The sequence below is a fragment of the Leclercia adecarboxylata genome (genome assembly GCF_006171285.1).
GTDB classification, from domain to species: domain Bacteria; phylum Pseudomonadota; class Gammaproteobacteria; order Enterobacterales; family Enterobacteriaceae; genus Enterobacter; species Enterobacter barmai.
On the sequence record NZ_CP040894.1, the window covers coordinates 12,622 to 26,370 of the forward strand.

Here is a 13,749-nt window from a genome sequence, read left to right on the forward strand (position 1 = left end):
AATATTCGCCTCGCCACATCCCCCCCAGGGGGATAAGGAATGTTAAAGAAGCGGATGAGCAAAGGCAAGCATTCTTCCGGGCAGGAGCAGAAATAAAAGGGGCTGAACGGAGGCGAAAAACCCGGGCAAGCCCGGGTTGGCAGATTAAATAACGCGTTTAATCGTCATGTACTGGCCGTTGGTATCCAGACGGATCGTGACGCTCTTCGTGCCACGGTTGCGCCAGAACCAGCCATGCTTTCCGTCGAAAGCCGCCTGGATAATCCCCTCTTTGGCGGTGATCTGGCGATCTTTCCCGTAACCGTGATAGAACCCCTTCGGCGCATTGGTCGGATCACCATGGGCATCAACGTTAACCGGTCCGGAGCTTGTCCACTGATAACTCACCTGCGCATCCTTACGCATGTCGAGTTTAATCTCTGCGGCTTCGTTTGGCTTAAGCGTAATCACCATCTGGTTGCGTTGAACACCCGCCGCCTTCGTTTCCTGTGACGGTATGACGGACGGGGTATCCCGCTCCGGAGCACTGTTTTGCGCTATCACCGGGGGATTATCAGGAACCGTGCTTACCGTCGCTGGGCGGGCAACCGGGGCCTGAATATTGACGACGGCCTGTTGGTCCGACTCCGCTTCTTCAGCCAGCTGCGTTTTGATCTCTCCCATTTGTTTTAACCCGAGAACCCGGCCTATGCCGGTTGGGTCTATAGCATATTCAGACGGCATCACCACGGTAATGAGTAATGTCAGGGCAACGATGGCGGCCATCAGGGTGGACTGCATCAGCTTCAGTGAAGAAGGAAGCTCAGCGCGGGTAGGTAAATCAGTGTTGTACATAATTCATTCTCTCTCAGGCAAGGATATAGCCACAAAGCTGGTAGCTCATCAGCAGGAAACCGGCGCTCATCATCACAACGTTAGCGGTGTAGGCATGACGGAAAAAGCTCGCGGTCTGACGCCAGTAACTCATCACGATCAGAATAGCGCTGAGAGCCAGTAACTGGCCTATCTCCACCCCCACATTGAACGCGATCAGATTAACGAACAGGCCATCAGGGGAGATCTCGAATTCCTTTATTTTCGTCGCCAGACCAAAGCCGTGGAAGAAACCAAAGATGAGCGTTGCCAGTCTGATATCCGGCTGGAAACCAAACCAGCGCTGGAACGCCCCAAGATTATCGAGCGCCTTATAGACCACCGACAGACCGATGATGGCATCAATGAGATACGCGCTGACGCTGATATCAAAGAAAACGCCAATCAGCAGCGTGCTGGAGTGACCAATGGCAAACAGGCTGACGTACAAACCGATGTCGCGCATTTTGTAGAGAAAGAAAATCACCCCGAACAGAAACAGCAGGTGATCGTAACCGGTCACCATGTGCTTTGCACCAAGGTAGATAAACGGGAGGATGTTTATCCCGGTAATTTCCTGAATGTACCCTTTGTCGCCTTCGGCTACGCCGTGTGCAGATGCACCCTGGCTATAGAAAAGCAATAAAAGTACAAAAAACAGACAGGCAGAGCGCATTCTGGCGGAAAAAAGGCCGTCATACACCCCGCCACGTAATGCAAGGTTCGTGAACATAAAAAATCCTTAAGCTATGAATAATAACGCTTTAACAGCAGGAATCAGACAAGCCCGGACCTTGGGGGACGCTCAGGAGTAGACAGGGAAACGAAATAATGACGGGGACTTCCATGACCATACACAGCTCTGTTTTTTCCCTGCCAGACATAGAATTCCGTCAGTGCAAAAAGCTTATTGATGTCATGAGAATGATCGGCATTCAGGTGATGCACATTGCCGTGGGAATGAAATAAGAGCGTGTTGTGCTCATCAGGGGAAGCATCATTATCGTGCTGATGTGCTTCGGTGGTCTGCATCGATGACATCTGAGAGGACTGCGGTTTTGCCAGCAGCAAAGCGCTCATCATGGCAAAGGCCACAACAAACAGCACAGCTCTGGAGATAAACGCAGATTTCACAAACACCGCTAACGACACCTTTGCCATAAAAGTAACTTTCGGCGCTAATCTAAACTGCCTGCTGGTTGCATAGCAATGGAAATTTTCAGGTCTTCTGGTCGTCCCGGTAAGATGAAAGAAGAATTATTCGCTGTCATTTCATCTCTGGCGCAGAAGACATCTGAGCAGCCAGATTTAATCAGTACCGGATATTTTGTTAAGTGCCTGTATCCGACAAACCTGAGAAGAACTATAGCCGGTAGCTTCTGCGGTCTCCCGTATACTGAGTTTCTTAACCTGTCGGTAGTACAATACCTTTTGATGTCGTTCGTGATCGGCCTGCTTGCCCCGGTATTTACCCAGAGAATGAGCGCGTTTAATTCCCTGTTGCTGTCGCTGGCGGCGACTCAACCAGTCCTTATGTGACATTGCGGCCATCAGGTCGATCAACATATTGTTGATAGCCGTAATGACAGCGCGGGTTATCGGGTCAGCCTGTGTAGGGTCTTTATCTGACAGAGCCTGCCATGACGTGGGGACATCCAGACTGACAATCCGCAACTCGTGTTGCTCAATTTGCTTTTTCAGCGTCATCCAGTCGCTGTTGCTCAGGCGAGTCAGACGGTCTATCTGCTCGACCAGTAAAATATCATTATGGTGACTGTCCATTAGCAGTCGTCCCAGTTCCGGGCGGTCCAGTTTTGTACCACTGATGTTCTCCCGGTAGTAGCTGGCTATTTTATACCCTCTTTCCTGAACGAACTGCTCCAGCATGTCTTTTGCCCGATCCGCAAACTGATCTTCCGTCGACGCTCTCAAATAAGCTCTGATGAACATTTTTTCACCGCATTATAGCATTTAAGTTATTGCATTTATTCTATCGCATATAGGTTATGTCATTAATGGCGTACCGTCACGTTTTGATTATGGCGTCAGGGTGTACCCTTATGCGATAACCATTTTCGTTAAAAATACCGCATCGAATAATTTATGAGGGAAACTATATGGCAAGGAGGCAGATTCTTTCTCTGTCGGAAAGAGAATCATTACTGGCATTACCGGACGATGAGTTAACGCTGACCCGAATGGCATATTTCAGTGAGCAGGATCTGGCATTTATTAATGCCCACCGTAAACCTGCAAGCCGATTTGGTTTTGCCGTTCTTCTCTGTTATCTGAAAAATGTCGGCTTTGCCCCGGATAAAAAATCATCCCCACCCGCAGAATTACTCAAAATCATCGGTGCCCGACTTAAACTTTCAGCAGAGCTCTGGCAGGAATATATTTCCGGCCGTGGTACCACCCGGCGCGAGCACCTGGGGGAACTGTATCGGTATCTGGAGCTGAAGGCCTTTAATGGGGCACTTCAGAAAGAATGCATCCAGCATCTACTCCCTCTGTCTACCAGGACCGATCGGGGCATACTTATCGCCGAGGAATTACTGAAGCATCTGCATCAACAGCGAATTATTATTCCTGGTATTGATGTTGTGGAACGTACCTGTGCTGAAGCAATGACACTGGGTGATAAAGCAGTTTACACCACATTGAATGCGCATCTTGGCATCACGCATAAATCAGTGCTTGATGCGCTACTGGTGACAACTGACAAACAAATCTCCCGTTTGACGTGGTTGCTTCAGCCTCCGGGAAAGATCAATGGAAAGAATGTGCTGCAACATATAGATCGCCTTAACGCCATTGAAGCTCTGGCGCTACCGGAAGGCGTGGAGAGAACTGTTCACCAGAATCGGTTGCTGAAACTCGCGCGTGAAGGCCGCAAAATGAGCAGCCGTGATCTGGCTGATTTTGCCCCTGCACGTCGGTATGCAACGATGGTCTGTGTACTGACTGAGGCAAGAGCCACAATCATTGATGAAATTATAGAACTGCATGAACGTATACTGGGCAGTATGTTCAGTCGGGCAAAACGTCAGCAGGCCGAACGCCTTCAGAAAACAGGCAAGCTGATACAGCAGAAATTACGTCAGTATGTTTCCGTTGGACAGGCTATTCTGGATGCACGCAACGCAGGCGAAGATCCTCTGTCTGCTGTTGAACGGATATTACCGTGGGAAGATTTTGCCTCCAGCCTGGAGGAAACCCGACTTCTTGCTCGCAAAGATAATTTCGAACCGCTTCATCTTGTTACCGAAAAATTCAGCACGCTGCGCAAATATTCTTCCCGGTTGTTATCGGCCCTGCAACTGAGGGCCACTCCGGCCGCCTTACCGCTTAATGATGCCCTTGATACTATCCGTGAGATGTACCGTAAACAGCTACGAAAGGTTCCTTCATCGGCTCCGCTGGATTTCATCCCTGAGAGCTGGAAAAAGATGGTGATCACCCCCGCAGGCATTGACCGGCAATACTATGAAATTTGCGCCATGAATGAGCTGAAGGGAGCTCTGCGGGCCGGTGATATCTGGGTTCAGGGCTCCCGACGCTACAAGAATTTTGATGACTATCTTATGCCACGCAGCGATTTCGAAAAACTATTAAATAATAATAAGTTAAATGTACCTGTCGAAACTGAATGCAGAGCTTACCTTAAGGCCAGGCTAACGCTGCTGGCTTCCCGGCTGGAGGAAGTTAACGCAATGGCGGTCACCGGAGAACTTCCTGATGTGGACATTACAGATAAAGGTGTAAAGATCACGCCACTGGATAACAGCGTTCCTTCCACAATCTCACCCCTGGCTGACCTGATTTACAACATGTTGCCGCACCCAAAAATTACAGAAATACTGGATGAAGTTGAACGATGGACTGTCTTCACGCGACATTTTACCCATCTGAAGAATCCACTCACCCGACCACAGGATAACCGTTTGCTGCTCACCACCATCCTGGCGGACGGCATTAATTTGGGGCTGACCAAAATGGCTGAGTCTTGTCCGGGAACCACTCGAGCTTCGCTGGAAAACATGCAGGCATGGTATATCCGCGATGAAACCTACGCTGCCGCCCTGTCTGAGCTGGTTAATGCCCAGAAATCGCGTCCGCTGGCTGCATTATGGGGAGACGGTTCAACCTCATCTTCTGACGGCCAGAATTTTCGGGTTAGCAGCCATGGCCGCTATGCGGGTCAGGTCAACCTGAAGTACGGTCAGGAACCGGGAGTTCAGTTTTATACGCACATTTCTGATCAGTACAGCCCGTTTTATACCAAAGTGATCAGCCGTGTTCGTGACTCCACCCACGTACTTGATGGCCTTCTTTATCACGAAAGTGATCTTGAAATAACGGAGCATTACACCGATACGGCAGGTTTCACGGAGCATGTTTTTGCGCTGATGCATTTGTTGGAATTCGCTTTTGCACCAAGGATCCGGGATCTTCACGATAAGCGGTTGTTTATACGGGGGAAAGCTAATGAATACCCCGCACTACAATCAATTATTTCCACAACACCACTGAATATCAAAGAGATAGAAACACACTGGAATGAAATTCTGAGGCTGGCGACCTCAATAAAGCAGGGAACAGTGACAGCCTCTCTGATGCTGAAAAAACTGGCCAGTTATCCGAAACAGAATGGGCTTGCTAAGGCGCTGAGGGAAATAGGTCGCATTGAGCGAACACTGTTTATGCTGGACTGGTTTCGCGATCCTGCACTGCGTCGCAGAGTTCAGGCAGGTCTGAACAAAGGAGAAGCCCGGAATGCGCTTGCCAGAGCCGTTTTCATGCATCGTCTGGGGGAAATAAGGGATCGTGGTCTGGAAAACCAGAGTTACCGCGCCAGTGGGCTTACGCTGATCACCGCAGCGATCACATTGTGGAATACCGTATATATAGAAAACGCCATTAATCTGCTGAAAAAGAAAGGGATACATATCAATGATCAGTTGCTGTCACACTTGTCTCCGCTGGGCTGGGAGCACATTAATCTGACGGGAGACTATATCTGGCGAAACAATAAAAAACTGACTGAAGGGAAGTATCGTCCTTTGCGGCCAGTTGATGTCAGTCAGTACAAAAAATCATCTTAACGTACAATATTTAATGAGATGGTCACTCCCTCCTTCCCGGTACTATGCTGAGGACAGGCTTTCATTCGGAGAACTATCATGGAAAACATTGCGCTCATTGGTATCGATCTGGGTAAAAACTCTTTCCATATTCATTGCCAGGATCGTCGCGGGAAGGCTGTTTACCGTAAAAAATTTACCCGGCCAAAGTTGATCGAATTTTTGGCGACATGCCCCGCTACAACCATCGCAATGGAAGCCTGTGGCGGTTCTCACTTTATGGCACGCAAGTTGGAAGAGTTGGGGCATTCCCCAAAGCTGATATCACCACAATTTGTCCGCCCGTTCGTTAAAAGCAATAAAAACGACTTTGTCGACGCCGAAGCTATTTGTGAAGCTGCATCGCGTCCGTCTATGCGTTTTGTGCAGCCCAGAACGGAATCTCAGCAGGCAATGCGGGCTCTGCATCGTGTCCGTGAATCCCTGGTTCAGGATAAGGTAAAAACAACCAATCAAATGCATGCTTTTCTGCTGGAATTTGGCATTAGCGTTCCCCGAGGAGCTGCCGTTATTAGCCGACTGAGTACCATTCTTGAGGATAATAGTTTGCCTCTTTACCTCAGCCAGTTATTGCTGAAATTACAACAGCATTATCACTATCTTGTTGAGCAGATTAAAGATTTGGAATCCCAGTTGAAACGAAAGTTGGACGAAGATGAGGTTGGACAGCGCTTGCTGAGCATTCCCTGCGTCGGAACACTGACAGCGAGTACTATTTCAACTGAGATTGGCGACGGGAAGCAGTACGCCAGCAGCCGTGACTTTGCGGCGGCAACAGGGCTTGTACCTCGGCAGTACAGCACGGGAGGTAGGACGACATTGCTGGGAATTAGTAAGCGAGGTAATAAAAAGATCCGAACTTTGTTGGTTCAATGTGCCAGGGTATTCATACAAAAACTGGAACACCAGTCTGGCAAATTGGCCGATTGGGTCAGGGATTTACTGTGCCGGAAAAGCAACTTTGTCGTCACTTGTGCTCTGGCAAATAAGCTGGCCAGAATAGCCTGGGCCCTAACGGCACGACAGCAAACTTATGTAGCATAACGGCAGAAATACACCGGTTTAAAGAATTACTGATCTGGTTTTGCGAATACTGATATTGATGATACTAACGGCCCACCGGCCTGTTGAGGAACCTGTAAAACGGAAAGGCTCATTGAAGCCGTATATTTTCTGGAGGTTCATCAGGCGCGGAACTCATCAAGGCGCGGGAATAAAATCCCATTCAGACGCCGGATAGATTCAAGCAAGCCAACTTGTCGTCAAAATCGGTGTTGCAAAAACGGGAGTGACCATAGATTCGTTTTCCAAGCGGACCCCGTCTACAGCGACTCAGGTGCTTCTGTGCGCGGTCGGAGTGGTCCCGACAAGGCAGAGCCGCAGTCGGGGCGTATCTCCGCGTTATGCGGGCCGTCAGGGCCGCTTACGAGCGTGTACTGCGAAACCTGACGCGAGGACACCTGAAGCGGCTCAGATTTCTAGTTACAACATCCATCATTAAAAGCGATGTCTTCCGGCCCTTCGGGCCGGGCGGCGGCGCTTTTCAGTGGTGGGTCGTCGGGTTAAAGCTTCAGATATGCTCCTTCCGGTTCAGATTTCAGAGGATGTTGTAACTATGCGCGCGGCGGGACCAACTTCCTGCGTTTACCGAACCGGCGCGGACATAGTTCGCTGCAAGGACGGGCGCTGACCACCTGAAAAAGCCCTGTTCGCCATCTTCGGCCTTTAGTTCTTCCTCGACGACCGTTCTGCCGCTAAAGCCCTGATGGATGTCCTGAACCGCTCATACCGTCTCAAAAGCCGCAGGGATAAAGGGAAATTCTCGCGTCCGGTTTATCCGCTGTCCCGTCCCGCGTTCAGTCGCGTTATTCGCAATGAAAGTGCCGCAAAGTGGTTGCGTGAACACCCGTATGTCAGTAGCAGCCTTGTCTGGCTGTATGCCCATAATTTACGCCTGTCGCCACCAAACTTTCTGTGGCTCAAGGGGGTCGACCGGAAGCTCTTTTCCCCCCTGCACAGTGCAAACACGACCAAAGGGTTTATTGAAGGGGTTGGGATCGTGGCCGTTGCCCGGACGGAGGCCGAGGTCATTCGCCTAATCCTGCCCCGTCCGGAAAACCATCCCGCCGCAAAAAGAAGTCAAGAGGAGAGCCGTGGAAAGCGATCGCCACCTTCCTGGCGGCTGGCCAACAGCCAGAAAGCGCACAACCTGATGAAAGAATATGACATGGACCGCCGCGGGCGTGAAAAAAGTCTGTGGGAGTAAGCACTGGAAGTTATCAAAACCACAACCATGGCAGAACTTACCTTACGCTATATCACGCTCAACAAACCTGAGACTGATGAAACAGCCGCACCGGAAGCGATGATACCTACAGATGCAATTCTGCGTAATATTAGCCTTCCGTAGATAGCGGCCAGGACATCGCTCAAACAACCATTATTCGAACCCAGCTGGGCTCCGCCTCAGTTAAGTGGCCGAATCTTTCTCGTTGATAAAAAAAGGCCGCTTGCGCGGCCTTTTTTCTTTAATTATCTTATGCCTGCTTCTGCCTTGCCTTCGGTGTTATTCGGTCTGCCTGTTCTGGCGACCCGGGAAGTGTAATGATATCCTGCTCATCTGCGTATAAATGCCGGATTTAACAATAAGAATGGCTAAAGCTCTCAATGGATTACCAACCTTTAAAGATTTGGACCTGAAAGACCTCAGGAACCTTGAAGCTGAAGAACGTCGTGATCAACCAGAAGAGATCGTCGCAGGGAGTACAGCTGAAGAAGCCCTGGCGTTCCTGGAAGCACATATGGGTTTCAGCTCGCCAGAAATGTCTGCAGTTATTAAGGCAACGCATATAGGAAACATGTGTATTGTACGCGATAAGCTTGCCCACATTGTGGAGAAGCGCGTAGACGCACGTGAACGTTACGTAAAGCTGGCACTCGACACACTTGAGCATCCCTACGAGATATGGGAAACAATGTATGACGATGAAATGGTGCGTTATATCTTTATCGGCACATACAAGCAGAGGCAGCAAATGCTGGTAGTTGTTGCACCCTGGGATGGAAAGGTTCTCTGGAACTTTATGCACACAGAAGCAAAGGGGCTGAACAAACACCGCAGAGGGAAGTTGCTGTATTGCAGATAACAAAAAGCCGCAATGATGAACACTGCGGCTAATAATGTTGTCTTTTTATATTAAACACCTTCAGACTAAAGGTGCTGAGGTCTCACCCAGGCACAGAAGTTAGGGCTTCTATGGGGTTCATCCACCAACTATTGCACCCTAATGCAGTTGGCTTCCCGCTCAAAAATAATATTACGCTAATATAAGTTAGTGTCAACCATGATGAATGGCTTGCATAAAGAGGTTTAGTGCTCATGCTAACGCGGAGAAGGTGGCTTCCAGTCGTTACGTGGCTCATGTGAGATGTATGCCGGTGTATTCTGCTCCGCCTCTGCGTTACGGAAAAACGCTTCGCACTGCTCACGCATTCTGTCCACATCCGGTCGGCTGATACGGACCTGGTCCTCTTCTCCCTCACGGTTCACGTTATACCAGCCCACCATTTCGGCAAGCGCCTGGTTAAACTGTATGTCATTCCCTTCGGGAGCAAAGCCCATCTTCGGGTCCCTGGCGAAAAGCACAGGGGATACCCGGTTTAGCTCACGCTGAAGGGACGCAAAATCACTGCCGTTTCTGAACACCACCCGATCGCCGTAATCGGTACAGACGTGCTGCCCGGTATCAGTATCGCTGAACCGGACGCTGCCGTTTTTCTGTAAGGCAGGCTTAAGGCCTGGCATATTGTAGTACAGCGGTGCGCTTCCCGGTTCGCAAAGCACCACGCAACGCTGGTTGGACGTCGACTGCGTATTATCATGACGACGATCCCGGTAATCCCATCCCCTCAGCTGCGATATCGCAGCCCTGTCACCTTTCAGCGCTTCCACTTCAACCCACTGCCGGTAAGACGGCGGATACCATTTCCCCTGCCCGATAAGCTCCAGTCGTTCCGCTTTCACACTCTCTTTCAGCGCAATGAGTGCCTGCATGCGCTGCAGCTCCGCAATGTGATAATGCAGCTTCCGCACGAGAGGATCGCGTTGCTGTGCGCGGATACGTGCCTTACGCATCCTGCACTCGTCATGTATCGCCTGCCAGTGTTCCCGGTTGTGTAAGTCCGGACGCTGCCAGTTCGCGCGCCAGGCTGAATAGCGGGCCTTCAGATCGTCGCGCGCTGCAGCGCGTGCTTCGCGACGCTGACGACGCAGTTCAGGATCACGTTTCATGCCCGGGATATCGCGGTCGCTGACGGCAAGCTCAGGGTTATAACGGCTCACCGGCGCAACGCGTTCAAAAATATCTGACGGCACACGAACAAACGCACCGGCATGCGGCTCTGCACGTACAAGCGTCAGATCCGGATGGACATGGCTTGCTTTAACCGGCGTCTGGTCGTGGTTATATGCGTCCATAACCACCAGGCCCTGCTTCTCACGCATCAACAGTAATCCCTGACGCGCCAGCAGTTCATGACCGCGCTCCCAGGTGAATTTCCCGCTGCTGATAAGCGCCTCTAAATCCTGACGGCAGTGTGATACCGCATAGCTCCACAGGCTTTCTTTGTCGGAGAAAATCTCACGTTTAAGCGCGCCCTGCGGACCCGAACCGGTGCGCAGTTTTGCCCATTCCCGATCGCTGACCGGGCGGGCTTTCAGTCCTCCGCCGGCAAAACGTTCCGCCGGAGGGACCTGGCGGAAAATGTCATGAGGAACAGGCTGCCACCCACCTTCATAGCTGTTCATGACCGCTTTCGTCAGGGCTGGCCAGACACGTTCAGCGCGTACGGGCGTACGCGTCTGATCGTAACCGTCACAGATAACAAGGCAGTCATGCTGCTCTTTCAGGTACAGACCGGAATGTGCCAGAAGCGTATGAACAGCCTGCATGGTGCGTTGCGCCGGGTCCTGATAAAGTGCGATAAGTGGCGCGCGCAGACGGGAGACAGCGTACTCATTCAGCGTCTCCGTTTCGGTCATGCGTCCAGGGCGGGACAGCATGGTAACGGTATCCGGATCGTAACGACCAACATCCGGTACCTGCGTGAAAATGTCCTGCGCGGGGGGCGTGAACTCACCCAGTTTGCAGATAAGTTTGTCCGTGCTCCACGAATAGCCAAACGACGAAAGCGTCACGCCCGGGCGTTTGCGATCCCAGCCGTCTTTCACTTTCAGCTCGCCGTTATCACTGGCGATAAACAGCCCTGCTTTCGCAAAACGCTGATGCAGTGAGGGCCAGTCTGTCACCGGAGCTTCGCGCAGGCCCGCAACAGCGGTATCGGCAATGTACTCTTTCAGACTCGGCTTGCGGTCGTGCAGCCAGGCACTCTGACGGTCACGTTCGACCGACGTGCGGCGCACAATACGGTTATCCGGCGCAAGGACATAGCAGCCATTATCCGGCGAAAAACCGTGTTTCAGCTCCAGCTCGCGGCAGGCTTTGCTCAGTTTTTCCTGGCTGTAGGAGAGCCAGTTAAGATAGCCGGTTTCAGGGTGAACACGGTTTACGGCAACGTGAACGTGCAGGTTATCCGTATCGGTGTGAACGGCAGAAACGAACTGGTGCCCGCTCAGTCCGAGGCGGGAGAGCGAGTGGCGAACAGAGTCATAAATCTGTTCCGGACGCGGGCTTTCATGAGACTGCCAGCTGAGAATAAAGTGGAACACCGGGTCGCTTTTACTGCGGGCAAACTTCGCTTTGCGTGCCGTAAACTCCATCTCTTCAGCCGAACTTTCGATTGAGGAGCAGTTGTGAAAGCAGGTCACGCCATAAAAATTGACCCATTCTCCGCCGTCCGGCATCACATCCACCAGGGAGATAAACGACTCATCGCGCAGCTTTGTGGCGTAGTCAACGAGACGGGAAAAGCGGCTGCTGTGTGGCATGTCCGCTTTCGTACCGGATGCCCTGATGACTTCCATCAGATCATCATCCTGCGGTTCGTCACGTACGGAAACGTACGACACCAGGTCCCCGAAGGAGGACTTACCGTCTTTACGTTTCTTCGGAATGACCGGGATCATGATGCGCTGTTCTCTCCGCGTTAATCGTTATTCATCAGCTGCTTTCTGAGCGTGTTGGCCAGCTCAGTTATTGCCACAAGGACCGTGGAATACTCCTTATCCCCGATCCGTTTCCCTTCAACAAAGTGATGCTTCTGCAGTCGCCCCAGTCTCAGCAGCTCGGTCAGAAAGTTGTTATCAATGACCGGGATAACCTTCCTGTTCATCGCCGAGTTGCGGATAAAAGCCGAAACGTTCTACCCTGCCTGCTCTGCTTCCCGCTCAATCTGTTCTATTTCGTCGCGCGTAAATCTCAGGATTTTGATAACGATTTTCTGCCGTTTTTCACTGCCCCTTCGGGATGCTCTGTCGCTCATGCGTGCTCCTTACTCGGGTGTCGGGGCGGAGCACTGACCAGGTGGTGTTTGTAATATCGTGCGTGCGCGGTATTACAAACACACATCCTGTCCCGTCTTTAAGTCAATAATACCCTCGATCATTGGAATCACCTAGCGGCAATTTGACAGCATAGGCAGTGCGGGGGGCTGCCACTTTTTAGCAGGCAATATCATGATTTAACTCATAATTCAGGCACCGATAAGTAAAAGGAAAAAAACGTTATGGCAGATAAGAAATGGTTCATCAGCGAAGATGTGGAAGTGGCAAAATTTGCGCTGGAAGAGTTTCCGATTTGACTGAAAAACGTCTGACTAAATCCGACGTTCTGGAGAAACTGAAAGACCAGATGATTTTGCTTTCTGGTGAGAAGGGGTATTCAGTCGAAGATATCCGTTCGGCGTTAAAAACGGTGGGGATCCAGACAATTGTGAAAGCAATTCGCGAAATCCTGAACGCGCAAAAAAATTGCAGCAAAGGAACGGCAAGTTCTCGACGCAAAATCACAAAGGATGTTACCCCAGCCACATCTACTGAAGCAAAGTAATCGATCGGGAATCATCTGGTAGTTGCTGCTACCATCATGGCTATTGAGCAGAATGATTTCCGGGACCTCAGCACCTGCAATCTGCCCGGCACGGCGCGGCACAGACGCATCATGTGTTTGGTGTGGCCACGTTTCCCTTCATCATGCGTGCGGGTCTGGCAGGCAAAGAACGGCAGGAAACCTTCTTCACGCAATTTATCCAGAACCGTGATGGTTGGTATGTGGGTGTAACGGTCGCTGCACGAATCATGTTTGTCCTCTGAAAAAATGCCAGGAACAGCGTGCATCAGCTCGTCATTGGTCAGCGGGTGCTCTTTACGGATGACGTTCATGGATGAAAGACGGGATGCTAAACGGTTCATATAAATTTCCTCATCGGTTTTAAAAATCTCTCTCTGCCGTCGCCTTTTTTGATGATGTATCACCATCACGGGAGGCCGTTTCCATGATAGAGCAACCGCCCTGACCGTTCAGGGGGAGATGCAAGGAGGCAATGCGAAGCCGCAGCGCAAGCGACAGAGGGAGTGCGAACGGGTGAGAAGTGCGTCCTTGCATATTCTCCGGGTCAGGACAGAGTCTTTCACAGGAAGAGGCAGCACGCGGTGAACGCTGAAGGCAAAAGGATGATGCGAAGTTGTCCAGACGGGCGTAGCCCGTTTCCTTTCTGGAGCCGCCGGGCGGGTCCAGTCGGGGGCGGTGCTGCCGGAACGGCAGCTGCAAGCTCGGGCGCCGGTATTGCAGAATAT

At 51.1% G+C, this 13,749-nt stretch carries 9 protein-coding genes and 3 pseudogenes; 5 read left to right on the forward strand and 7 right to left on the reverse strand.

The genetic code is table 11. The features are described from left to right. Nucleotides 1-144: 144 nt before the first annotated feature. The 4 genes from FHN83_RS27150 to FHN83_RS27165 form a co-directional block, all read right to left on the reverse strand. Complete coding sequence (locus FHN83_RS27150) at nucleotides 145-834, reverse strand: hypothetical protein (protein ID WP_004118039.1); 690 nt, start codon at nucleotides 832-834, stop codon at nucleotides 145-147. A gap of 13 nt (nucleotides 835-847) precedes the next feature. Next, nucleotides 848-1,585 (reverse strand): HupE/UreJ family protein, encoded by a 738-nt coding sequence (locus FHN83_RS27155; protein WP_047721424.1) that lies wholly within the window; start codon nucleotides 1,583-1,585, stop codon nucleotides 848-850. Between the two features lie 44 nt (nucleotides 1,586-1,629). Beyond that, complete coding sequence (locus FHN83_RS27160) at nucleotides 1,630-2,013, reverse strand: hypothetical protein (RefSeq protein WP_004118043.1); 384 nt, start codon at nucleotides 2,011-2,013, stop codon at nucleotides 1,630-1,632. Nucleotides 2,014-2,160: 147 nt separating this feature from the next. Then, nucleotides 2,161-2,802 (reverse strand): recombinase family protein, encoded by a 642-nt coding sequence (locus FHN83_RS27165; RefSeq protein WP_045270074.1) that lies wholly within the window; start codon nucleotides 2,800-2,802, stop codon nucleotides 2,161-2,163. Nucleotides 2,803-2,969: 167 nt separating this feature from the next. On the opposite strand from FHN83_RS27165, the gene FHN83_RS27170 reads away from it, so the two are divergent. The 4 genes and pseudogenes from FHN83_RS27170 to FHN83_RS27190 all read left to right on the forward strand — a co-directional run bounded on the left by FHN83_RS27170 (nucleotide 2,970) and on the right by FHN83_RS27190 (nucleotide 9,142). After that, nucleotides 2,970-5,957: a Tn3 family transposase gene (locus FHN83_RS27170; protein ID WP_139565654.1), complete on the forward strand. Its 2,988-nt coding sequence runs from the start codon at nucleotides 2,970-2,972 to the stop codon at nucleotides 5,955-5,957. Nucleotides 5,958-6,035: 78 nt separating this feature from the next. Further along, nucleotides 6,036-7,040 (forward strand): IS110-like element IS4321 family transposase, encoded by a 1,005-nt coding sequence (locus tag FHN83_RS27175; protein WP_000427623.1) that lies wholly within the window; start codon nucleotides 6,036-6,038, stop codon nucleotides 7,038-7,040. Between the two features lie 646 nt (nucleotides 7,041-7,686). Beyond that, nucleotides 7,687-8,112 (forward strand): annotated as a pseudogene (locus FHN83_RS27185) (conjugal transfer protein TrbA); the annotation flags it as partial. Between the two features lie 535 nt (nucleotides 8,113-8,647). Further along, nucleotides 8,648-9,142, forward strand: a complete 495-nt coding sequence (locus tag FHN83_RS27190) for a PBECR2 nuclease fold domain-containing protein (RefSeq protein ID WP_058663152.1) — start codon at nucleotides 8,648-8,650, stop codon at nucleotides 9,140-9,142. Nucleotides 9,143-9,378: 236 nt separating this feature from the next. Here FHN83_RS27190 and FHN83_RS27195 read toward each other — a convergent pair whose 3' ends face one another. Then, nucleotides 9,379-12,081: a relaxase/mobilization nuclease domain-containing protein gene (locus FHN83_RS27195; protein WP_139565656.1), complete on the reverse strand. Its 2,703-nt coding sequence runs from the start codon at nucleotides 12,079-12,081 to the stop codon at nucleotides 9,379-9,381. A 20-nt stretch (nucleotides 12,082-12,101) separates the two neighbouring features. Next, nucleotides 12,102-12,305, reverse strand: a pseudogene (locus tag FHN83_RS28875) (nikA protein); the annotation flags it as partial. 446 nt (nucleotides 12,306-12,751) lie between these two features. Between FHN83_RS28875 and FHN83_RS28765 the strand changes: the two are divergent. Then, on the forward strand, nucleotides 12,752-13,003 hold the full coding sequence (locus tag FHN83_RS28765; protein WP_255296783.1) for a hypothetical protein: 252 nt from the start codon (nucleotides 12,752-12,754) through the stop codon (nucleotides 13,001-13,003). On the opposite strand, the pseudogene FHN83_RS27210 reads toward FHN83_RS28765, so the two are convergent. Beyond that, a pseudogene (locus tag FHN83_RS27210) lies at nucleotides 12,995-13,365 on the reverse strand (DUF932 domain-containing protein); the annotation flags it as partial. The gene FHN83_RS28765 and the pseudogene FHN83_RS27210 sit on opposite strands and share 9 nt — an antisense overlap. Nucleotides 13,366-13,749: the final 384 nt, after the last annotated feature.

Excerpts from the sequence above, each read along its gene's own strand:
- FHN83_RS27150 (WP_004118039.1), bottom strand. The coding sequence starts at position 834 with ATGTACAACACTGATTTACCTACCCGCGCTGAGCTTCCTTCTTCACTG.
- FHN83_RS27155 (WP_047721424.1), bottom strand. The coding sequence starts at position 1,585 with ATGTTCACGAACCTTGCATTACGTGGCGGGGTGTATGACGGCCTTTTT.
- FHN83_RS27160 (WP_004118043.1), bottom strand. The coding sequence starts at position 2,013 with ATGGCAAAGGTGTCGTTAGCGGTGTTTGTGAAATCTGCGTTTATCTCC.
- FHN83_RS27165 (WP_045270074.1), bottom strand. The coding sequence starts at position 2,802 with ATGTTCATCAGAGCTTATTTGAGAGCGTCGACGGAAGATCAGTTTGCG.
- FHN83_RS27170 (WP_139565654.1), top strand. The coding sequence starts at position 2,970 with ATGGCAAGGAGGCAGATTCTTTCTCTGTCGGAAAGAGAATCATTACTG.
- FHN83_RS27175 (WP_000427623.1), top strand. The coding sequence starts at position 6,036 with ATGGAAAACATTGCGCTCATTGGTATCGATCTGGGTAAAAACTCTTTC.
- FHN83_RS27190 (WP_058663152.1), top strand. The coding sequence starts at position 8,648 with ATGGCTAAAGCTCTCAATGGATTACCAACCTTTAAAGATTTGGACCTG.
- FHN83_RS27195 (WP_139565656.1), bottom strand. The coding sequence starts at position 12,081 with ATGATCCCGGTCATTCCGAAGAAACGTAAAGACGGTAAGTCCTCCTTC.